The organism is Mycolicibacterium neworleansense (assembly GCF_001245615.1).
GTDB classification, from domain to species: Bacteria; Actinomycetota; Actinomycetes; order Mycobacteriales; family Mycobacteriaceae; genus Mycobacterium; species Mycobacterium neworleansense.
This window is the reverse complement of the sequence record NZ_CWKH01000003.1, coordinates 126,891-148,162: the sequence shown is the minus strand read 5'-3', so window position 1 is coordinate 148,162 and position 21,272 is coordinate 126,891. Positions and strand designations below refer to the sequence as shown.

At 67.9% G+C, this 21,272-nt stretch carries 12 protein-coding genes and 3 pseudogenes; 7 read left to right on the top strand and 8 right to left on the bottom strand.

The window, feature by feature from the left end; genetic code table 11:
* Positions 1–115: 115 nt before the first annotated feature.
* Positions 116–1,327 carry an NAD(P)-dependent malic enzyme gene (locus BN2156_RS25125; protein WP_090517735.1) on the top strand — a complete coding sequence of 404 codons (1,212 nt, stop codon included), beginning with the start codon at positions 116–118 and terminating at the stop codon, positions 1,325–1,327.
* An 8-nt stretch (positions 1,328–1,335) separates the two neighbouring features.
* On the top strand, positions 1,336–2,178 hold the full coding sequence (locus BN2156_RS25120) for a glycine betaine ABC transporter substrate-binding protein (protein WP_090517734.1): 843 nt from the start codon (positions 1,336–1,338) through the stop codon (positions 2,176–2,178).
* Between the two features lie 18 nt (positions 2,179–2,196).
* Here the strand turns inward: BN2156_RS25120 and BN2156_RS25115 are convergent, their stop codons facing one another.
* Positions 2,197–3,021, bottom strand: coding sequence for an SDR family NAD(P)-dependent oxidoreductase (locus BN2156_RS25115; RefSeq protein ID WP_090517733.1), 825 nt, complete (start codon positions 3,019–3,021; stop codon positions 2,197–2,199).
* 43 nt (positions 3,022–3,064) lie between these two features.
* Complete coding sequence (locus tag BN2156_RS25110) at positions 3,065–3,352, bottom strand: helix-turn-helix domain-containing protein (protein ID WP_090517732.1); 288 nt, start codon at positions 3,350–3,352, stop codon at positions 3,065–3,067.
* 69 nt (positions 3,353–3,421) lie between these two features.
* Between BN2156_RS25110 and BN2156_RS31290 the strand changes: the two are divergent.
* Positions 3,422–3,874: pseudogene (locus BN2156_RS31290) on the top strand (M24 family metallopeptidase); the annotation flags it as partial.
* Between the two features lie 41 nt (positions 3,875–3,915).
* On the opposite strand, the pseudogene BN2156_RS25105 reads toward BN2156_RS31290, so the two are convergent.
* The 3 genes and pseudogenes from BN2156_RS25105 to BN2156_RS25095 form a co-directional block, all read right to left on the bottom strand.
* Positions 3,916–5,067, bottom strand: a pseudogene (locus BN2156_RS25105) (MFS transporter); the annotation flags it as partial.
* Positions 5,068–5,199: 132 nt separating this feature from the next.
* Positions 5,200–8,822, bottom strand: a pseudogene (locus BN2156_RS25100) (multifunctional oxoglutarate decarboxylase/oxoglutarate dehydrogenase thiamine pyrophosphate-binding subunit/dihydrolipoyllysine-residue succinyltransferase subunit).
* A gap of 143 nt (positions 8,823–8,965) precedes the next feature.
* Positions 8,966–9,736: a hypothetical protein gene (locus tag BN2156_RS25095; protein ID WP_090517730.1), complete on the bottom strand. Its 771-nt coding sequence runs from the start codon at positions 9,734–9,736 to the stop codon at positions 8,966–8,968.
* 122 nt (positions 9,737–9,858) lie between these two features.
* Between BN2156_RS25095 and BN2156_RS25090 the strand changes: the two genes are divergently transcribed.
* Complete coding sequence (locus BN2156_RS25090) at positions 9,859–11,154, top strand: multidrug effflux MFS transporter (protein ID WP_162490958.1); 1,296 nt, start codon at positions 9,859–9,861, stop codon at positions 11,152–11,154.
* Between the two features lie 49 nt (positions 11,155–11,203).
* A complete protein-coding gene (locus BN2156_RS25085) occupies positions 11,204–12,892 on the top strand; it encodes an MFS transporter (RefSeq protein WP_090517729.1) in 1,689 nt (562 codons plus the stop codon).
* Here BN2156_RS25085 and BN2156_RS25080 read toward each other — a convergent pair.
* From BN2156_RS25080 to BN2156_RS25070, 3 genes are read right to left on the bottom strand one after another with little or no spacing between them, the layout of a single operon-like run.
* Entirely contained in the window at positions 12,855–14,219 is a 1,365-nt protein-coding gene (locus tag BN2156_RS25080) for an FAD-binding oxidoreductase (RefSeq protein ID WP_090517728.1), read from the bottom strand. The genes BN2156_RS25085 and BN2156_RS25080 overlap by 38 nt on opposite strands.
* On the bottom strand, positions 14,212–17,583 hold the full coding sequence (locus BN2156_RS25075) for a TM0106 family RecB-like putative nuclease (protein WP_090517727.1): 3,372 nt from the start codon (positions 17,581–17,583) through the stop codon (positions 14,212–14,214). Before BN2156_RS25075 ends, BN2156_RS25080 begins: the two co-directional genes overlap by 8 nt.
* A gap of 57 nt (positions 17,584–17,640) precedes the next feature.
* The gene (locus BN2156_RS25070; RefSeq protein ID WP_090518534.1) at positions 17,641–18,180 is read right to left on the bottom strand and encodes an LppP/LprE family lipoprotein; all 540 of its coding nucleotides are present in this window, start codon (positions 18,178–18,180) and stop codon (positions 17,641–17,643) included.
* 111 nt (positions 18,181–18,291) lie between these two features.
* Here BN2156_RS25070 and BN2156_RS25065 point away from each other — a divergent pair, with 111 nt between their 5' ends.
* Positions 18,292–20,070, top strand: coding sequence for a DEAD/DEAH box helicase (locus BN2156_RS25065; protein ID WP_090517726.1), 1,779 nt, complete (start codon positions 18,292–18,294; stop codon positions 20,068–20,070).
* Positions 20,067–21,227 (top strand): acyltransferase family protein, encoded by a 1,161-nt coding sequence (locus BN2156_RS25060; RefSeq protein ID WP_090517725.1) that lies wholly within the window; start codon positions 20,067–20,069, stop codon positions 21,225–21,227. The genes BN2156_RS25065 and BN2156_RS25060 overlap by 4 nt, the downstream gene beginning before the upstream one ends.
* Positions 21,228–21,272: the final 45 nt, after the last annotated feature.

Sequence of the window (21,272 nt, the reverse complement as noted above, 5' to 3'; positions counted from 1 at the left end):
CGCGGTGTGCAGCTACCTGACCAGCACAACGATGCTACGCGCAGTTACTGTTAAGTAACGCTCACCAGCGGGGAACCCGACCCTGTGAGAATTGGCATTGAAGTACCCTTGCGCCGTGTCGGAAAGTACAGTCGCCTCCTCGTCCGAGCGCTCGTCAGCGGAGCGCACCCCGCAAGTTGTCATCGACGACGCCGAGATCTTCGATGCTCACGAAGGCGGAAAGCTCTCGGTCGAGTTGAAGGCGCCGCTGGATACCCAGCGTGCGCTGTCGATCGCCTATACCCCTGGTGTCGCCCAGGTGAGCCGGGCGATCGCCACTGATCACACCCTTGCCGCCAAATACACGTGGGCCAACCGCCTGGTCGCTGTGGTCAGCGACGGCACCGCGGTGCTGGGCCTCGGCGATATCGGCCCCGCGGCCTCACTGCCGGTCATGGAGGGCAAGAGCGCGCTGTTCAAGACCTTCGGCGGCCTGAACTCGATCCCGATCGTGCTCGACACCAAGGATCCCGACGAGATCGTCGAAACCCTGGTCCGGCTGCGTCCGACGTTCGGCGCGGTGAACCTGGAGGACATCTCGGCGCCGCGGTGCTTCGAGATCGAGCGCCGGGTCATCGAGGCCCTGGACTGCCCGGTCATGCACGACGACCAGCACGGCACGGCGATCGTGGTGCTGGCCGCGCTGCTGGGCGCCACCAAGGTCCTCGACCGCGACATCCACGCGCTGCGCGTGGTGATCTCCGGTGCCGGCGCCGCGGGTGTGGCCTGCGCCAACATCCTGCTGAACAAGGGCATCACCGACGTCGTGGTGCTCGACTCGCAGGGCATCGTGCACTCGGGCCGCGACAACCTCAACGCCTTCAAGGCGGAGCTCGCCGGCCGCACGAACCCGCGCAAACTCACCGGTGGGGTGGCCGAGGCGCTCGAGGGTGCCGACGTCTTCCTCGGGGTGTCGGCCGGCATCGTGCCCGAGGAGCTCATTGCCACGATGGCTCCCGACTGCATCGTCTTCGCGCTGTCCAACCCGGATCCGGAGATCCACCCGGACGCGGCCCGCAAGTACGCGGCGGTCGTGGCGACCGGGCGCAGCGACTTCCCGAACCAGATCAACAACGTGCTGGCCTTCCCCGGGGTGTTCCGCGGGGCGCTCGACGCCGGGGCCCGCCGCATCACCGAGAAGATGAAGGTGGCGGCTGCCGAGGCGATCTTCTCGGTCGTCGGCGACGATCTGGCGGTCGACCACATCGTGCCCAGCGCGCTGGATCCGCGGGTCGGCCCCGCGGTCGCGGCCGCGGTCGCCGCGGCGGTTGACCCCGCAGAATCCTGAGTTCACGGATGCGCCGCACCCTGGCGTTGTCACTACTGGTGCTGTTGGCCCTGGTGTCAGCCGGTTGCGGCGGCCACTCGGCCCCGGCCGCTCTCGTGGTCGGGGCGGGGCCGGCGCCCGAATCGGAGCTGCTCGGTCATCTGTATGCGGCGGCGTTGCGCTACTACGGCACCCCCGCGGCGGTCACCGAGACCGACGGTGTCTCAGGTGTGCTCGATTCCGGATCGGTGACGGTGCAGCCGGGGTTCACCGGCCGGTTTCTGACAGAGTTGAATCCGACCGCGACGGCGCGCGCCGACGAACAGGTCTACCGGGATCTGGTGTCGGCGCTGCCCGAGGGCGTCGCGGCCGGTGACTACACGATGTCGGCACAGGACAAGCCCGCAGTGGTGGTCACCGAGGCCACGGCGTCGGCGTGGGGCGGGGCCGACCTGAGCGCGCTGCGCCGCAACTGTGCGAAGGCCCGCCCGGGCGCGGTGGCCGGCGCCAAGGTGCCCACCGCGGTGGGTTCTTGCACACTGCCGGAGGCCAGTAGGTTCCCCGACGACAAGAGCCTGTTCGCGGCCTTGCGCGCCGGGAAGATCAATGCGGCGTGGGCGACGACGGCCGATCCGGGGATCCCGTCGGAGCTGACCGTGCTGGCCGACAAGACGGCACTGATCCGGGGCGAGAATGTGGTGCCGCTGTATCGCCGCAACACCCTCGACGAACGTCAGATCCTGGCGCTCAACGAGATCGCCGGTGTCCTGGACACCGGATCGCTGGCCGATATGCGCAGACAGGTCGCCGAGGGCAAGGATCCCGGTGCGGTGGCCGAAGCGTTCCTCCAGGCCAACCCGCTGGGCCACTAGCCCTCGGCAACCCCGGTGTCAGCGGGGCAGCATCCGCCCCATCGCGCCCGCGAACAGCTTCTGGTACGCCGAGCCGGTGATCCGCACGATGACGTCGAGGACCTTGGCGTCGGCTCCGACGAGTACCCGTGCCCGGTCCTTGCGCACGGCCTCGAGGATGATCTTGGCGGCGCGCTGCGGGGTGGTGTTGGCCAGCTTCCGGTCGAAGGTCTCGGCGAGCGCCTTCTGATCCAGTCCCTCGGCGGCGGTGGCGTTGCGGGCGATGGCGGTCTTGATCCCGCCAGGGTGCACACACGTCACCTTGACCGGGTGCTTGGCCAGGGCCATCTCCTGGCGCAGGGCCTCGGTGAAACCGCGGACCGCGAACTTGGCCGAGTTGTAGGCGGCCTGGCCGGGCACCGAGAAGATGCCGAACAGGCTCGAGACGTTGACGACGTGCCCGTCGCCGGAGGCGATGAGGTGCGGCAGGAACGCCTTGGTGCCGTTGACGACGCCCCAGTAGTCGACGTCCATCACCCGCTCGATGTCCTTGAACGAGCTGACCTCGACGTCGCCGGTGAAGGCGATGCCCGCGTTGTTGTAGATCTGGTTGACCTTGCCGAAGTGCTCCTTGACCGCGTCGGCGTAGAGCAGGAAGGCCTCGCGCTCGGTCACGTCGAGCCGGTCGGTCTTGACCTCGGCGCCGATCGCCTTGAGGCGTTCTTCGGTGATCGCCAGGCCCTCGGTGTCGACGTCGCTGATCGCCAGCTTGGCGCCCGAACGTCCGAGCTCGATGGCCAGCGCCTGCCCGATACCCGATCCGGCGCCGGTGACGACGGCGACCTTTCCGGCGAAGCCCTCCATGGAACACTCCCTCGCGTAGTACGACACGTGTCGAGTTACGAGATTACGCGGTACCGGCGGTCTCGCGTATGGCGGCCTCTGCTGCTGCGGCGTCCTGCCATTCATCGGCCAGGCTCTGCAGCGGGATGCCCAGTGCGGTGCTCAGTCCGACCACCGTGCCGAAGGCAGGGGAGGGCAGGCGTCCGGTCTCGATCTTGCGCAGCGTCTCGGGGGAGATACCGGCCTGTTCGGCCACCTCGTCGAGCGATCGGCCGCCCCGGGCCGAGCGCAGGGTTTCGCCGAGCCGTCTGCCGGCGGCGATCTGTGCGGGCGTCAGTGGGGTGCGGACCACGACACCACGGTAGCGCCGGTATTTATATACCGCTAGTGTTGGTATTTAAATACCGAGGAGGGTGTGGACATGATCGAGCTGAAAACCGACGCCGAGATCGAGAAGATGCGGATCACCGGGCGGTTCGTGGCCGAGGTGCTCCGCGAGCTGAGCGGGCTCGTCGACGTCGGGGTCAACCTGCTCGACCTCGAACACCACGCACGTGACATGGTCAAGCGCCGCGGCGCCGAGTCCTGCTACTGGGACTACGACCCGTCGTTCGGCAAGGGACCGTTCCGCAACGTCATCTGTCTGTCGGTCAACGACGCTGTGCTGCACGGCCTTCCGCACGACTACCGGCTGCGCGACGGCGACGTGCTCAGCATGGACTTCGCGGTGTCGATCGACGGCTGGGTCGCCGACGCCGCGCGCACCGTGATCGCCGGGACGCCCGCGGCTGCCGACGTGCGCCTGGTCCGGGCCACCAGATATCCGCACGCCAACCACGGTGCGCCGCCACCGGCGGCGATCAACGCCGTGAGGATCAGCGGGGTCAGGCCCGAGGCGTAGACGCCGGAGAGCTGATACACCGTGGACAGCCCGGTGTAGCGGGTGCGGGTCGGGAACAGGGACGCGTAGAGCGTGCCCTGCGCGCCGTAGAACCAGGCGTGGATTACGCCGAACGCCAACAGCATTCCGACCGCGTACGCCGCGATGCTGCCCGTGTTGAACAAGGCGAACGCCGGGAACACCACGACGGCGTAGGCGGCGATACCCGACGCGTAGACCGCTTTCGGGCTGAACCGGTCGGCCAGCAGACCCGACACGGGCAGCAGCACCGCCATGAGCAGTGCCGCCGCGGTCACCACGATCAGGACCGGCACCTTGCCCAGGTGCAGGGTGGCGGTGGCGTACGAGATGGTGAAAACGCCCCAGGTGTTGAACGCGGCGCCCTCGCCCCAGCGTGACAGCAGACCCAGCACGGTAGAGCGCAGCGCCGGGGGAGTGAAGATCTCCTTCACCGGAACCGCCGAGCGGTCGTCGTCCTCGCGCAGTTTCTCGAACGCCGGGGTCTCGGCCACCCGGAACCGCACCACGACACCGAAGATCACCAGCACGATGCTGAACAGGAACGCGATCCGCCACCCGTAGCTCTGGAACGCCTCGGCCGACAGCCACAGCTGCAACAGCACGAACACCCCGGTCCCCAGCGCCAGGCCCAGTGCGAGCCCGACCTGCGGGATGCTCCCGAACAACCCGCGGCGGTGACGGGGGCTGTGCTCGACGGCCAGCAGCACCGCGCCGGCCCACTCACCACCGAGCGCGAATCCCTGAACCACGCGCAATACGAGGAGCAGGACCGGGGCCAGCACGCCGATCTGCGCGGCGGTGGGCAGCACACCCATCAATGCGGTCGCCGCACCCATCAACAGCATCGTCAGCGCCAGCGTCTTCTTGCGCCCGATCCGATCGCCGATGTGGCCGAAGACGAATCCGCCGATGGGCCGGACCACGAACCCGACCGCGAAGGTGGCGAACGCCAGCATGGTCCCGACGAACGAACTCTGGTCGGGGAAGAAGGTGTGGTTGAACACCAGGCTCGCGGCCGTGGCATACAGGAAGAAGTCGTACCACTCGATCGTCGTGCCCAGCACGCTGGCCAGTACGGCGGTGCGGACCGTGTTCGAGGCGGGCGCCGCCGTGGGGGAGGCAGGCGCGGTGGCTGCGATAGTCACCCTAGTTGTCTAGTGACCGCCCCACGGTCCGCCCAGTGTTGTGCGCGTGGTGATCGAAACCCATGCCCAGAACCACGGAATGGTCGCCACCGACGTGCGGCAGCGACCATTCCGTTGATGTGGTGAAGCGGTTTACCCGAAGGCCAGGTCGATGATCTCCTGCTGCTCGACGGCGTGCACCTTCGACGACCCCGAGGACGGAGCCGACATCGCGCGCCGCGAGATGCGCTTGATCGGGGTGAAGTAATCCGGCAGCACCTCGGGCAGGGTCAGGCCCAGCGACGGCCAGGCACCCTGGTTGGCCGGCTCTTCCTGCACCCAGAACTTCTCGGTGACGTTCGGGTAGCGGTCCAGCGTCTCGGCCAGCCGGCGCCGCGGCAGCGGGGCAAGCTGTTCGAGCCGCACGATCGCGACGTCCTCACGGTTGTCCTTGGCCTTGCGGGCCGCCAGGTCGTAGTAGATCTTCCCGCTGCACAACAGGACTCGGGTGACCTTGCCGCGGTCACCCTCACCGTCGGTGTAGACCGGCTCCTCCAGCACCGAGCGGAACTTGTTCTCGGTGAAGTCGCGGATGTCGCTGACCGCGGCCTTGTTGCGCAGCATCGACTTCGGGGTGAAGACGATCAGCGGACGCTGGATGCCGTCGAGGCCGTGGCGGCGCAACAGGTGGAAGTAGTTCGCCGGGGTCGACGGCACCGCGATGGTCATCGAGCCCTCGGCCCACAGCTGCAGGAAGCGCTCGATGCGGCCCGAGGTGTGGTCGGGTCCCTGGCCCTCGTGACCGTGCGGCAGCAGCAGCACGACGTCGGAGAGCTGGCCCCACTTGGCCTCGCCGGAGGAGATGAACTCGTCGATGATCGACTGGGCACCGTTGACGAAGTCGCCGAACTGGGCCTCCCACAACACAAGTGCGTCGGGGTTACCCACCGAGTAGCCGTATTCGAAGCCCACCGCGGCGAACTCGGACAGCGCCGAGTTGTACACCAGGAACTTGCCGCCGGTCGGGGTGCCGTCGGTGTTGGTGGCCAGCAGCTGCAGCGGGGTGAACTCCTCGCCGGTCTTGCGGTCAACGATCACCGCGTGGCGCTGGGTGAAGGTGCCGCGCTGGGTGTCCTGGCCGGACAACCGGATCAGCTTGCCCTCCGAGATCAGCGTGCCCAGCGCCAGCAGCTCGGCGAACGCCCAGTCGATCTTGCCCTCGTAGGCCATCTCCCGGCGCTTCTCCAGCACCGGCTTGACCCGTGGGTGCACGGTGAAACCGTCGGGCACCGCCAGGTGGGCGTCACCGATGCGGGCCAGCAGGGACTTGTCCACCGCGGTCGACAGGCGCTGCGGGATCTGCTGGTCGGCCTCGACCGATTCGCTCGGCTCGGCCGCGTGCTTCTCCAGTTCGCGAACCTCGTTGAACACCCGCTCCAGCTGACCCTGGTAGTCGCGCAGGGCGTCCTCGGCTTCTTTCATCGAGATGTCGCCACGGCCGATCAGGGCTTCGGTGTAGGCCTTGCGGGAGCCACGCTTGGTGTCGATGACGTCGTACATGTAGGGCTGGGTCATCGACGGGTCGTCGCCCTCGTTGTGCCCGCGGCGGCGGTAGCACAGCATGTCGATGACGACGTCCTTCTTGAACGCCTGCCGGAAGTCCACCGCCAGCCGCGCCACCCAGGCGCAGGCCTCCGGGTCGTCGCCGTTGACGTGGAAGATCGGCGCACCGATCATCTTGGCGACGTCGGTGCAGTATTCGCTGGAGCGCGAATCCGTTGGCGCCGTGGTGAACCCGATCTGGTTGTTGACCACGATGTGGATGGTGCCGCCGGTCGTGTAACCGTCGAGCAGGGCGAGGTTCAGTGTCTCGGCGACCACGCCCTGGCCGGCGAACGCGGCGTCGCCGTGCAGCATCAGCGGGACGACCGGGTACTCGCCGGAGGCGTCGGCATCCTTGCCGGCGTCCAGCAGATCCTGCTTGGCCCTGACCAGGCCCTCGAGCACCGGGTCGACGGCTTCGAGGTGGGACGGGTTGGCGGTCAGCGACACCTGGATGTCGTTGTCGCCGAACATCTGGATGTAGTTGCCGGATGCACCCAGGTGGTACTTCACGTCGCCGGAGCCGTGGGCCTGGCTCGGGTTGAGGTTGCCCTCGAACTCGGTGAAGATCTGGCTGTAGGGCTTGCCGACGATGTTGGCCAGCACGTTGAGCCGGCCGCGGTGCGGCATGCCGATGACCACCTCTTGGAGCGCATGCTCGGCGCACTGGTCGATCGCGGCGTCCATCATCGGGATGACGGTTTCCGCGCCTTCCAGTGAGAACCGCTTCTGCCCAACGTATTTGGTCTGCAGGAATGTCTCGAACGCCTCGGCCGCGTTGAGCTTGCTCAAGATGTACTTCTGCTCGGCGACCGTCGGCTTGTCGTGCTTGATCTCGACGCGCTCCTGCAGCCAGCGCTGCTGCTCGGGCTCGAGGATGTGGGTGTACTCGACGCCGATGTGGCGGCAGTACGCGTCACGCAGTACCGAGAGCACATCGCGCAGCTTCATGTACTGCTTGCCGGAGAACCCGTCGACCTTGAACTCGCGGTCCAGGTCCCACAGCGTCAGCCCGTGAGTGTTGACATCCAGGTCGGGGTGGCTGCGGAAGCGGGTGTTGTCCAGCCGCAGCGGGTCGATGTCGGCCATCAGGTGGCCGCGGTTGCGGTAGGCCGCGATCAGCTCGATGACCCGGGCGTTCTTGTCCGCGATCGAGTCCGGGTTGTCGGTGCGCCAGCGCACCGGCTCGTAGGGGATACCGAGCTCGCGGAAGATCTCGTCGAAGAACTCGTCGTCGAGCAGCAACTGATGGATGGTGCGCAGGAAGTCGCCGGACTCGGCACCCTGGATGATGCGGTGATCGTAGGTCGAGGTCAGGGTGATCAACTTGCCGATGCCCAGGTCCGCGATGCGCTCGTCGCTGGCGCCCTGGAACTCGGCCGGGTACTCCATGGCGCCGGCACCGATGATCGCGCCCTGGCCCTGCATGAGCCGCGGCACCGAGTGCACGGTGCCGATGGTGCCCGGGTTGGTCAGCGAGATGGTCACGCCGGAGAAGTCCTCGGCGGTCAGCTTGCCGTCGCGGGCGCGGCGCACGATGTCCTCGTAGGCCGCGATGAACTGACCGAAATGCATGGTCTCGCAACGCTTGATCGCCGCCACCACCAGCGAGCGGTTGCCGTCCTTGCCGGGCAGGTCGATGGCCAGGCCCAGGTTGGTGTGGGCCGGGGTAACGGCGGCGGGCTTGCCGTTGGCCTCGGCGAAGTACCGGTTCATGTTCGGGAACTTCTTGACCGCCTGCACGATGGCGTAGCCGAGCAGGTGCGTGAAGCTGACCTTGCCGCCACGGGTGCGCTTGAGGTGGTTGTTGATCACGACGCGGTTGTCGATCATCAACTTGGCCGGGATGGCCCGCACGCTCGTCGCGGTGGGCACCTCCAGCGAGGCGTTCATGTTCTTGACGACGGCGGCGGCGGCGCCGCGCAGCACCTGTGTCTCGTCGCCCTCGCCCGGGGTGGGGCCGGCGGCCTTGGCCGGGGCCGCCTTCGCGGGGGCAGCCTTGGCGGCGTCGACTGCCCGTTGGCGACGGTGTTGTCGGTGGTCGGTTCAGGGGAGTAGTCGACCAGAAATTCGTGCCAACTCGGATCCACCGAAGAGGGATCCTCGCGGAACTTGCGATACATCTCCTCGACCAACCACTCGTTCTGCCCGAATGGTGAAGGTGAACTGCTCACGGCAGACACTCGCCTCGATTCTTGTGTCCGGCTCGCCGTCACATGCAGGCTTGCCGCTTGTGTTCTTCTGTGGGCGGTCTACCCCGCTCGACCGCCGCATAAAGGCTATCGCCTTTCGACGTCACCCGAGGTCGGCATGGACCTCAGGGCTTGGCGGGCGGCAGCACATGCAACGTTGCAGGCCACCGCGGCGGGGGCGCACCGAACGCCTGGCGGGCGTTGGCGACGATCTTCTTACCCATCAGCCGGTTGCCGACACCGCCGATGACAGCGCCGATGCCGACCGGCAGCATCTTGCCGAAAGCCATCGCGCCGCGCTTGAGCGTATACCGCTTGACGAAGTACTTGACCAGCCGGGAGTTGAGCTGCGAGACGGCGGGCAACGGCAGCGTCGCGGCACCGTCGGCCAGCCAAGCGCCACTGGTGCGGCCGGTGCCCAGGAGGTCGGCGATCGCGCGCTTGCTGTCGTCGCCGACGAGCACCGAGAGCACCAGGGCACGACGTCGTTCGCGGTGGTCGGCCGGGACGCCGTGCACCTCGGCGACCGCCAGGACGAAGACCGACGTGGCTTCCAGGAAGACGACCGTCTCGCCGGCCACGGCCGACAGGGCGGCCAGGGTTCCGATACCGGGGAACGCCGCTGCCGAGCCGACGGCGGCACCACTGGCCATCACCGCGGCCAGGTAGTGCTTCTCGAGCCGGGTCACGATCTGGGCCGGCGTGGCGTCGGGCTGTTGGCTGCGCAGCCGGTCGACGTAAGCCTTGACCGCCGGTGCCTGGACCCGTGAGCTGCGCTCGATGATGGACGAGAGCACCTTGGCGGCGGTGCTGGGATCTTCGTTCTCCTCGACCTTCGCAGGCAGGTGTGGCTTGGACCGCGCACGCACTTCGGGGCCTCCCAGGTATGAACCCATCGTTGACTGCCAGGCTAACGCGTGACCTGACGTCGGGAGAACGAACGACGGCGCGTTGCCGGTGCCCGAGGGTGACAGCCGTCACGGGAACAAAAAACTGATATGCGGGGCTAAACATCTTCATGGCATCATCGCCCGACGTGGACACGGCAGCATCGGTGACCTTGCACAGCCGGATGCCGGGCCGGATCCGCATGATCCTGGTGCTGGGCGCCTTGGTGGCACTGGGTCCGCTGACCATCGACATGTATCTGCCGGCGCTGCCCCGGATCGCCGACGAACTCTCGGTCTCCTCTTCCGTCTCGCAGTTGACGCTCACCGGCACGCTGGCCGGTCTGGCCCTGGGGCAGCTGATCGTCGGCCCGCTGTCGGATTCGCTGGGCCGCAGGCGCCCCTTGATGGCGGGCATCGTGCTGCACATGGTTGCCTCGGTGCTGTGTGTGCTGGCGCCCAACATCGCGATCCTCGGGCTGGCCCGCGGATTACAGGGCATGGGCGCGGCAGCCGCCTCGGTGGTGGCCATCGCCGTGGTCGGTGACCTGTTCAGCGGCACGGTGGCGGCCACGGTGATGTCGCGGTTGATGCTGGTGCTCGGGGTGGCGCCGGTACTGGCCCCGTCATTGGGCGCGGCGGTGTTGTTGCACGGCTCGTGGCATTGGGTCTTCGTCGCGCTGGTGGTGGTGGCCGGCGGGCTGTTGGTGATGGCCGCGCTGGCCCTGCCGGAGACACTTGCGGTCGCGCACCGGCGGCCACTGGCGGTGGGCGGCATCATCGGCACCTACATCGAGCTGCTGCGCGACTCGCGATTCGTGATCCTGGTGCTGGTGGCCGCACTGGGCATGTCGGGACTGTTCGCCTATATCTCGGCGGCGCCGTTCGTCCTGCAGGGCCACTACGGCCTGAACCAGCAGGCGTTCGCGCTGGTGTTCGCCGCGGGCGCGATCGCGCTGATCGGTGCCACTCAGTTCAACGTGGTGCTGCTGCGCCGGTTCTCGCCGCAGGCCATCACGGTGGCGGCGCTGAGCTGGTCGGCGTTGGCCGGGGTGGTGTTCGTCGTGCTGACCGTCGCGCACGTGGGCGGGCTGTCCGCGTTCGTGGTGCCGGTGCTGGCGATCCTGGCCGGGATGGGTCTGGTGCTGCCCAACGCTCCGGCAGTGGCGCTGTCTCGTCATCCCGACGCCGCCGGAACCGCGGCCGCGCTGCTGGGGGCGGCGCAGTTCGGGCTCGGAGCGGCGGTGGCACCAGCGATCGGGGCGCTGGGCAACGGTGCGTTGGCGTTGTCGTTGGTGATGACGGCCGGCATGGCGATCGCCCTGGCGGCGCTACTGCTGGTCGCTCGGCGTAACGGCGACGAAGAGGCGAGCGAATACCCGAGCGACACGCTCATCGTCTCCGAGGCGGTTGTCGAGCCGGCCTGACGGGCTCCCGGGTAGCGTCGGCTTGGCCCGCCAACTACCCAACTAGGACATGTCGCCAGCGCTGAACGCCCGCACCCCGAGCCCGCAGGGCAATGTGCCCGCGCGTCCGGAAAATCCGTGGCACGCGCTGTGGGCCATGATGTTCGGCTTCTTCATGATCCTGGTCGACGCAACGATCGTCGCGGTCGCCAATCCGACGATCATGGAGCGGCTCGGCGCCGACTACGACGGCGTGATTTGGGTGACCAGTGCCTACCTGCTCGCCTATGCGGTGCCGTTGCTCGTCGCGGGACGGCTGGGCGACGTGTACGGGCCGAAGAACCTCTATCTGGCCGGCCTGGCGGTGTTCACCGCGGCCTCGCTGTGGTGCGGCCTGGCCGGCAGCATCGAGATGCTGATCGCCGCGCGTGTGGTGCAGGGGATCGGAGCGGCGCTGCTCACCCCGCAGACCTTGTCGACCATCACCCGGATCTTCCCGCCCGACCGGCGCGGGGTGGCGATGAGCGTCTGGGGTGCGACCGCCGGGGTGGCCACCCTGGTCGGGCCGCTGGCCGGTGGTGTGCTGGTCGGGGGACTGGGCTGGCAGTGGATCTTCTTCGTCAACGTGCCGATCGGAATTCTGGGTCTGGCGCTGGCGGTGTGGCTGGTCCCGGTGCTGCCGACCCAGCCGCACCGGTTCGACGTGCTGGGTGTGGTGCTGTCCGGCCTCGGCATGTTCCTGATCGTGTTCGCGCTGCAGGAGGGGCAGTCCCGGGACTGGGCGCCGTGGGTGTGGGCCACTGGCGCGGTCGGTATCGCGGTGATGGTGGGATTCGTGTGCTGGCAGGCCGTCAACACCGCCGAGCCGCTGATCCCGCTGCGGATCTTCCAAGACCGCGACTTCAGTCTGGCCAACATCGGCGTTGCGACGATCGGGTTCGCGGTGACGGCGATGATCCTGCCGTTGATGTTCTACGCCCAGACGGTGTGCGGGCTGTCGCCGATCCGCTCGGCGCTGTTGACCGCGCCGACTGCGATCGCCAGCGGTGTGTTGGCTCCGGTGGTGGGCCGCATCATCGACCGGGCGCATCCGACGCCCGTGATCGGGTTCGGTTTCTCGGCCATGGCGATCGGGTTGACCTGGTTGGCGTTCGAGATGACGCCGACGACGCCGATCTGGCGGCTGCTGCTACCGCAGGTGGTGATGGGCGTCGGGATGGCGTTCATCTGGTCCCCGCTGGCGGCCACCGCGACCCGCAACCTGCCGCCGGATCTGGCCGGGGCGGGGTCGGGCGTGTACAACGCCACCCGCCAGGTGGGCTCGGTGCTGGGCAGTGCCGGGATCGCGGCCTACATGACGTCGCGGATCGGCGCCGAGCTGCCGGGGGCCGCGAACGCCGCACCGCGCGGTGAGGGTGCGGCCGCCGAACTGCCCGAGTTCCTGCACGCGCCATTCGCCGCGGCGATGTCTCAGTCCATGCTTCTGCCGGCGTTCGTCGCTCTCTTCGGTGTGGTGGCCGCCCTGTTCCTGCTCGGGTTCGATGCCGAGCCCAAACTGGCGCCGCAACCGAACCCGGAGCCCTACCTGGATCCGCGCGACGACGATGACGACGATTACGTCGAGTTCCTGGTGCGCCATGACGACGCGGACGTGCTGGACGAAGAGGCGGCGACGGATGTGTTCCGTGCGCAACCGGCGTGGGAGAACCTCTACGCCGACTTCATGGCCGATCGTGACGGAACAGCACAGCGGGATTGAGGTAGCTCTCCGGATCGAACGCGGCCTTGACGGTGCGCATGGCCGCGATGTCGGCCTCGGTGCGTGACATCGCCACGTAGTCGCGTTTGCGTGAGCCGACGCCGTGTTCGGAGCTGACGTTGCCGCCGCAGTCGGCGATCAGCGTCATCATCGCGGCGTACAGTCCGGCTTCGGCATCCGTCGAGCAGCGCAGCACGTTCAGGTGCAGATTGCCCTCACCGATGTGGCCGAACAGCACGGGAATCGCCTCGGGCGCATGGGCGGCGATCAATTCTGCGGCCGCCGCGGCGTAACCCTGGATCGCCGAGAGTGGCAGCGAGACATCGAATTTCAGTGGTGGGCCGAACAATCCGAGCACCTCGGCCACCGACTCGCGCACCTGCCACAGCCGCTGCTGGGCGGTTGCGTCGACGCCGACGGCGGGTTCGCCGCAGATTTCGGCGCCCTCCAGGGCATCGGCCAGGCGCTCGGTCTGGTCGCCGTCGCCGGCCAGTTCGATCAGCAACTGCCAGGCGCCGTCGACCGGTGCGGCCACGCCGAGGTGCTCGGCGGTCAGCGCGCTGGCACGGGCGTCGATCAGCTCCAGTGCGGCGATGCCCTCGAGGTCGCGGAAGATCCGGCCGGCACCGGCCAGGGCATCGAGGTCGGTGAACCCGCAGATCGCGGTGACCCGGTGAGTGGGGACGGGGTGCAGTCGCAGGTCAAGTGCGGTGATCACGCCGAGGGTGCCCTCTGCACCGACGAACAGGGAGGTCAGGTCGTAGCCGGTGTTGTCGCGGCGTACCCGGCTGTGGCGGTGCACCACCGACCCGTCGGGGAGCGCGACGTCCAGACCCAGCACCTGCTCGCCCATGTTGCCGTAGCGCACGGTGCGCAGCCCGCCGGCGTTGGTGGAGGCCATGCCGCCCACCGTGGCCGATTCCCGTGCGGCCAGGTCCACCCCGAATACCAGTCCGGCCGCCGTGGCGGCGCGCTGCACCGCGGCCAATGGTGCGCCGGCGCCGACGCGGACCCGGCGCTCGACGGTGTCAACAACGCCGATCTCGGTGAGCCGCTCGGTGGACAGCAGGATGTCGTCGTTCTCGGGCACCGTCCCGGCCACCAGTGAGGTCCGGCCGCCCTGCACCGTGACACACGCCCCCGCATGGCGGCAGGCGCGCAGCACCGCGGCAACTTCGTCGGTGGTGCCGGGGCGGACCAGCGCTGAGGCCTGCCCGCGGTAACGCCCGGTGTGGTCGATGCAGCGGCCGTCCAGCACGTCGGGATCAGTGGTGACATGGCCTGCACCGACAATCCCGGCAAGCATTTCGGTAAGCATTTCAGTCACCGGTTGGGTTTACCACAGGGTCAGTCAGGGCCAGGAAGGCGCCGAGCGCGACGAGGCTGTCGGGCTGGGCCGGCAGATAGTCGGTGAGCTGGGGTGAGCGGACGATGTACGCGACGTATTTGGCCCGGCTGATCGCCACGTTGAGCCGGTTGCGGTTCAGCAGGAACCCGATGCCGCGGGGCACGTCGGCGGCCGAGGACGCCGTCATCGACACGAACACCACGGGCGCCTGTCTGCCCTGGAACTTGTCCACGGTGCCGGCCTGCACCTCGGTCAGGCCCGCCGCGTCGAGAGCTCGTCGCACCGTGGTCACCTGGGCGTTGTAGGGCGTCACCACCAGGAAGTGCTCCTGGTCCAGCGGCGTGCTGCCATGCTCGTCGGTCCAGGTGGTGCCGAGTAGGCCGGTGATGGCCGCGACGATCGCGCCTGCCTCTTCGGGACTGTCGGTCGAGTTGCCAAGGTGCGCCACCTCCAGTACCCGGACTCCGGGTTCGACGCCATCGAGTTTGCGTGCGGCACTGACCTTTTCGTGGGACTGCAGCCGGCCGTCGTAGGACAGCCGCGACACCGGGCCGCACACGGACGGATGCATCCGGAACGAGCAGTCCAGGAAATAACCGCGCTCGGCCGGCAGCGTGTGCGCACCCTCGACGAGCCAGCCCAATGCGGAATCGTCGACCGGGGCCGGGTGGGTGCCCTGGCAGACCTGGGGCAACTGCTGCGGATCGCCCAGGAGCAGCAGGTTGCGCGCGGCCGGGGCCACGGCGATGGTGTTGGCCAGGTTAAACTGGCCGGCCTCTTCGATCACCAGCAGGTCCAGGCATTGCCGTGGAACCCGGGCCTCGTTCGCGAAGTCCCATGCGGTGCCGCCGACCACGCATCCGGGATGATCCGTGATGAACGAGGCATAGGCGTTCTCGCTGATCGCGGTCCACCGCGGGTCGTCGCCCCGGCGTTTCTTGGCCACATTCTCGGGGGCCACCCCGGCGTCGAGCACCTGCTCCAGCAGGTGTTCGATCACTGCGTGTGATTGAGCGACAATGCCGATGCGCCAACGGTGTTCGTTGACGAGCCGGGCGATGATCCGCGCCGACGTGTGGGTCTTGCCGGTGCCGGGCGGCCCGTGCACCGCGATGTATGAGCAATCCAGATCCAGCAGCGCGGCCGTGATGTCGGCGGCGGTCTCACCGCCGCGGGGCAGCGGCCCGGGCAGGGTCGGCAGGCCGGCGGAGACGGTGGCCGCCGTGCTGTCGATGGACACCTGCAGCGGCCGGGTGTTGATCGGCGGACCGGGGGTCAGCGCGAACGGCACCTGGGTGAAGATGTCGCCATCCTTGGGTTGGCGTTCGGTGATCAGCACCTCGGTGGGGGCCTCCGGGTTGTCGCAGCCGACGACGGTGGCGCTGCCGAAGCCGCGACGGTCCGGGTCGTCGCACAGACCTGCCGGCGCAGGCGGGGTGTAGAGCGCGTAGACCTCGGTGCCCAGCTCCCCGGCGTCGATGGCGCCGGTCAACCGGACCTGCCGCTGCGGTTTGCGAGCCCGCGGCGGGGTATGCCAGTCGTTGACGACGTGCGCCTGCTCGGCGACGAAAACACCTGTGCTGTCCGCCCATTCGTCGACCGGGTTGTTGAGCCGGTCGAAATGACCCCACCAGAACGGTTTGTCCTCGCGTTTGTGGAAACCGCGGGCCGCGGCGATCAGGGCCACCGCCTGTTGCTCGTCCGTGCGAGGGTCCACACCGTCGCCGGCGAAGCGCAGCAGCTTGCGGTCGACGGCGTCGGCTTTCTCGATCGGTGCTCCGTCGCGGACCGGTTGCGGGCCGCGAGGTGGCACCTCGGCTTCGAACGCCCGGTTGATCAGCCAGTCCCGCAGCCGGTGGGTGGACCGGCAGTCGTAGCGGTTGTAGTCCTCGATCTCCTTGAGCACGGTGGCCGCCTCGTCGTGCTGACCGGCTTCGCGCAGTGCGCAGTAGCGGGCGTACTCGGTGATGGAGTCGGTGGCCTTGGTGACCTCGCCGTCGCGCAGTTCGTTGCCCATGTACAGCGGTTCCAGCGATTTGATGCTGTAGTTCTCGGTACCGACGCGAATGCTCTTGCGTACCAACGGGAGCAGGTCGACGAGGATGCCGTTGCGCAGCAGGTCGTCGACGTCGTTCTCGCCCACTCCGTACCGGCCGGCCAGCCGCAGCAGGGTGCTGCGCTCATAGGGTGCGTAGTGGTAGATGTGCATCTTGGGAAAACGCTTGCGCCGCTTGCGGACCAGGTCCAGGAAGTCGATGAGCACCTGGCGTTCGCTGGCCCGGTCGTGCGCCCACAACGCCTGGAAGTTCCCTTCGGCGCCCAGGACGCCCCACAGATATTCCAGGCCCCAGTCCCGGCCGTTGGCCGTCCACAACGGGTCGCCTTCGTAGTCGAAGAACAGGTCGCCCTTGTCTGGATCCGGCAGCAGCATCAGCGGCTGCGGATCGACGACTTCATACGGCGGCTTGCCATCTGGCTGCGGTGTGACCTGCAGGCGGGCCTGGCCACGCAAGGCGGTCAGGGCGCGCTGGGCCAGCCCGGGCACCGCGCCGGTGTGGCCGGCCAATTGGCGGGTGGTGGTGACGCCGGCCTCGATGAGCCGTGCGCGCTGGCTGGCTCGCATCCCGGCGACCAGGAACAGGTCGTCGGTGGCGCGGATCTGCTGATCGCATTCACTGCAGCCGAAACAGGCCCGCACCGTGTCGTCGGACCAGTGCACCGCGGTGCCGCCGGCCAGATGACCGTCGAGCAGCGCCTGTAGCGCGGCGCGGCGCGGCCGGTACACGGCCAGCAGTTCGTCGACGCGGTAGCTGGAGATCCCGCCGTCGCCGAGCACCAGGTCGACCTCATCGGCGACCGGGATGCCGGCGCCCGACAGCACATCGGCGTAGGCCGCCAGCTGAAGCAGGGCCTCGACCTTCACCGAGCGGGACAGTTTGGTGTCGCGCAGGCGGTAGCGCTCGCCGTCCCAGATCAGGAAGTCGGCGAACCCGGCGAACCGGCCGTCGAACATCGCGGCCTGGTAGATCACCGGGTCGCGGCGGCGGGCCGCCTCCAGGGTGGCCGCGGCGGCGGCGGTCAGCCCGGCCTCGGTGTATGCGGGCCGGCCGATCACCGTCACCTCAGCGCCGGCGCGCAGATCTTCGAGGTGGCGCTGCTCATGCTCGTCGCCGAGTTCTGCTGTGCGGGACAGTAATTCGTCGTCGGCTGACACCGCCGGACCCCGGCCCAGTCGTGCGTCGAACGAGCGCAGCAGGGCATATTCACAGCGGGCGGCCGCGGCCAGATCCGAGGCGCTGTAGATGACCGTCGGATCCGACGCGCCGTCGTCGGTGACGAACACGCTGCCACTGTAGGTGAGGGCACCGACGCCATGCGTCTGCCTCGCGGCAGGAAAAGCTCAGCCCGTGTTGCCCATCAACTCGACGCCGCCGCCGTTCCAGCGGAACTTCACCGTGCTGGCCAGCCCGTGGAACCCGCCGGAGTACTGCAGCGCCACGGTGTCACCGGTGCTGGCCGTCTTGTCGATGCCGTTGAAGCCGTAGGTGTCGGGCACGCCGGTCGGGATGAACTTGCCGAGGTGAAACAGCACCGCCCGGGTGTTGGGGTGTTCGGAGTTGGTGTTGGCCCGCACGATCACCGCCGACAGTTGCGCGCACTCGTTGTAGTTGCCCGCCAGTGGCTCGGGGCTCCAGGCCTGATTGCTGCGCGGGTCTCGGGGCAGCTCCGAGACGGCCTTGGCGATCTCGGGGGCGGCCAGGTTCACCGCACAGGGGTCGGCCTGTGTGGGTGCGGAGGTGGGGGCGGCCTTGGCGGCCGGTGCGGTCACCGAGGTGGGCGCCGGGCCGGGTCCGGAGTCGGGGGTTTTGGAGACCGTGGAGTCACCCGATCCGCACCCGGTGAGCGTGAGCACGGTCGCCAATACGACCCCGGGGGCCATGGCGAACTCTGCGACCCGTTTCACAGTTGGGCAACCTACCGTGGCCCCCTGGCGGGTTTGTGCAGGCGCGCGGCCGGGATTCCGCCCTATTGGCACTAGACTTCTGAACCGATGAGCTCGCCAGACCCGGATTCGGGGGATACCGCCCCAACGTTTGCCGACCTGCAGATTCACCCTGCGGTGCTGAAGGCAGTCACTGATGTCGGCTACGAATCGCCTTCGGCGATCCAGGCCGCGACCATTCCGGCGATGCTCGCGGGCTCCGATGTGGTCGGGCTCGCCCAGACCGGTACCGGTAAGACCGCGGCGTTCGCCATCCCGATCCTGTCCAAGATCGACACCTCCAGCCGCAACACCCAGGCCCTGGTGCTGGCGCCGACCCGCGAACTGGCCTTGCAGGTCGCCGAGGCATTCGGCCGCTACGGTGCGCATCTGCCGGAGATCAACGTGCTGCCGATCTACGGCGGCGCGTCCTACACCGTGCAGCTGTCCGGTCTGCGGCGCGGCGCGCAGGTGGTGGTGGGCACGCCTGGTCGTGTGATCGACCACCTCGAGCGCGGCACGCTGGATCTGTCGAACCTGGACTACCTGGTGCTCGACGAGGCCGACGAGATGCTCACCATGGGCTTCGCCGAAGAGGTCGAGCGGATCCTCGCCGACACCCCGGAGTACAAGCAGGTGGCGCTGTTCTCGGCCACGATGCCGCCGGCCATCCGCAAGATCACCACCAAGTACCTGCACGATCCGGTCGAGGTGACGGTCAAGGCCAAGACCGCGACCGCCGAGAACATCACGCAGCGCTTCATCCAGGTCGCCGGTGCGCGCAAGCTGGACGCGCTGACCCGGGTGCTCGAGGTCGAAGAGGGCGACGCGATGATCGTGTTCGTCCGCACCAAGCAGGCCACCGAGGAAGTCGCCGAGCGGCTCAAGTCCCGCGGTTTCGCGGCCGCGGCCATCAACGGCGACATCAACCAGGCTCAGCGTGAGCGCACGATCACCGCGCTCAAGGATGGGACGATCGACATCCTGATCGCCACCGATGTCGCGGCGCGTGGTCTGGACGTCGAGCGCATCTCGCACGTCGTCAACTACGACATCCCGCATGACACCGAGTCGTATGTGCACCGCATCGGCCGCACCGGCCGGGCCGGCCGCTCCGGGCATGCCCTGCTGTTCGTCACTCCGCGCGAACGTCACCTGCTCAAGTCGATCGAGAAGCACACCCGGTCGAAGGTCGTCGAGGCCGAGCTGCCCAGTGTCGACGACGTCAATGCGCAGCGCGTGGCCAAGTTCCGTGACTCGATCACCGATTCGCTCAACGGAGACGGCCTCGAGTTGTTCCGCCGGTTGATCGAGGACTACGAGCGCGAGAACGACGTGCCGATGGCAGACATCGCCGCGGCGCTCGCGCTGCAGTCGCGCAACGGTGAAGAGTTCCTGATGACCGAGCCGCCGCCGGAGAAGCGCCGGGAGCGTGACCGGGACCGTGAGGATCGGGGCCCACGCAAGGAGCGGGCACCGCGTGAGGGCTTGGCGACGTACCGAATCTCGGTGGGTAAGCGGCACAAGGTGGGGCCCGGCCACATCGTCGGCGCGATCGCCAATGAGGGCGGCCTGCACCGCAACGAGTTCGGCCACATCACCATCCGCGGGGATTACTCGCTGGTGGAGCTGCCGGAGAAGTTGTCCAGCAAGACGCTCAAAGCGCTTGAGAACACCCGGATCTCGGGCATGCTGATCAATCTGGTGCCGGATCGTGGTGAGGACCGGGGTGACCGTGGGCCGCGCCGCGAGTACAAGGGCCGATCCGAGTACAAAGGCCGATCCGACAAGAAAGATCGTTCGGATTACCGCGACCGCTCGGGGAAGCCACACCGGAAGACCAAGTGACGGTCTCCAGGAGCGTGACGGGGCCGTCGGATCAGGGTGGCCTTGAGTCGGTCGACTCGGTGGCCCCGGCTTCGACGCGCGTCGCCGCACTGACCGGGATCCGCGCGGTGGCCGCCATTCTGGTGGTTCTCACGCACGCGGCCTACACCACCGGCAAGTACGGGCAGGGCTATCTCGGTCTGGTGTATTCGCGGGCCGAGATCGGTGTCCCGATCTTCTTCGTACTGAGCGGCTTTCTGCTGTTCCGGCCGTGGGTGAAAGCCGCGGCCACCGGCGGTGCGGACCCGTCCGTCCGTCGCTATGCGTGGCACCGGGTGCGACGGATCATGCCGGCCTATGTGGTCACGGTGCTGCTCGCCTATCTGCTGTACCACTTCCGTACGGCAGGCCCGAATCCCGGCCACACCTGGATGGGCCTGTTCCGCAACCTGACCCTGACCCAGATCTACACCGACAACTATCTGTTCTCCTATCTGCATCAGGGGCTGACCCAGATGTGGAGCCTGGCGGTGGAGGCGGCGTTCTACGTGGTGCTGCCGTTGCTGGCCTATCTGCTGCTGGTGGTGTTGTGCCGGCGGCGCTGGCGGCCGGGGCTGTTGTTCTTCGGGTTGGCGCTGCTGGCCGCGGTCTCGCCGGTGTGGCTGACGATCGTGCACGATTCGACGAATCTGCCTGACGGCGCCCGGCTTTGGCTGCCCACCTATATGGCCTGGTTCGTGGCGGGGATGGCGCTGACGGTGCTGGGGCAGCTCAAGGTGCGCGGTTACGGGATGGTGTGTGTGCCGTTGGCCGTGGTGTGTTACTTCATCGCGTCGACGCCGATCGCGGGGGAGCCCACCACGTCGCCGGCCAAGTTGAGCGAGGCGTTGTTCAAGACGTTCTTCTATGCGGTGATCGCGGCATTGCTGGTGGCGCCGCCCGCTCTCGGCGACAGCGGCTGGTACAACCGGTTTCTCGCGTCCCGGCCGATGGTCTTCCTGGGTGAGATCTCGTACGAGATCTTCCTGATCCACCTGATGATCATGGAATTGGTGATGGTCGAGGTGATGCGCGATCCGGTCTATACGGGGTCGATGTTCAACCTGTTCGTGCTCACCATGGTGTTCACCATCCCGGCCGCCTGGCTGCTGCACCGGTTCACGCGCGTCCGCTCCTGACTTCTAAGTTAGGGTACGCTTACCTAACAAAGGTGTTTCTCGGGA